The sequence below is a fragment of the Burkholderia guangdongensis genome (assembly GCF_013403875.1).
GTDB classification, from domain to species: Bacteria; Pseudomonadota; Gammaproteobacteria; order Burkholderiales; family Burkholderiaceae; genus Burkholderia; species Burkholderia guangdongensis.
In genome coordinates this window covers 1-281 of record NZ_JACBNX010000072.1, presented here as the reverse complement: position 1 = coordinate 281, position 281 = coordinate 1, and the positions used below count along the sequence as shown (strand labels likewise).

General features: G+C 68.0%; 1 pseudogene. It reads right to left on the bottom strand.

The features are described from left to right. Positions 1-257, bottom strand: a pseudogene (locus tag HZI36_RS26745) (porin); the annotation flags it as partial. Positions 258-281 lie beyond the last annotated feature (24 nt).

Genomic DNA, 281 nt, shown 5'->3' with positions numbered 1-281 from the left:
AGCGAATCGAACGTATAGCGCAGCCCGACGGTCGCGCGCATGTCCTTCGCGAACGTGTTCCCGCCGGACGCGCCGACGAACTCGGCCACATTCAGCTCGTTCACGTTGTCGAAGCCCAGGCCGACACCGAAGGCCGCGCCGGAGTACGACAGGCCGACGCCATAGCCCGATCCCGCGGCGGCCGACCCGGCGCGCCCGCCGAACGACCAGTGCGCGGACACGTACAGCGGGCCGAACTGGCCTTCGTACTTCGCCATGTTGTTCTCACGGAAGTTCGCGCC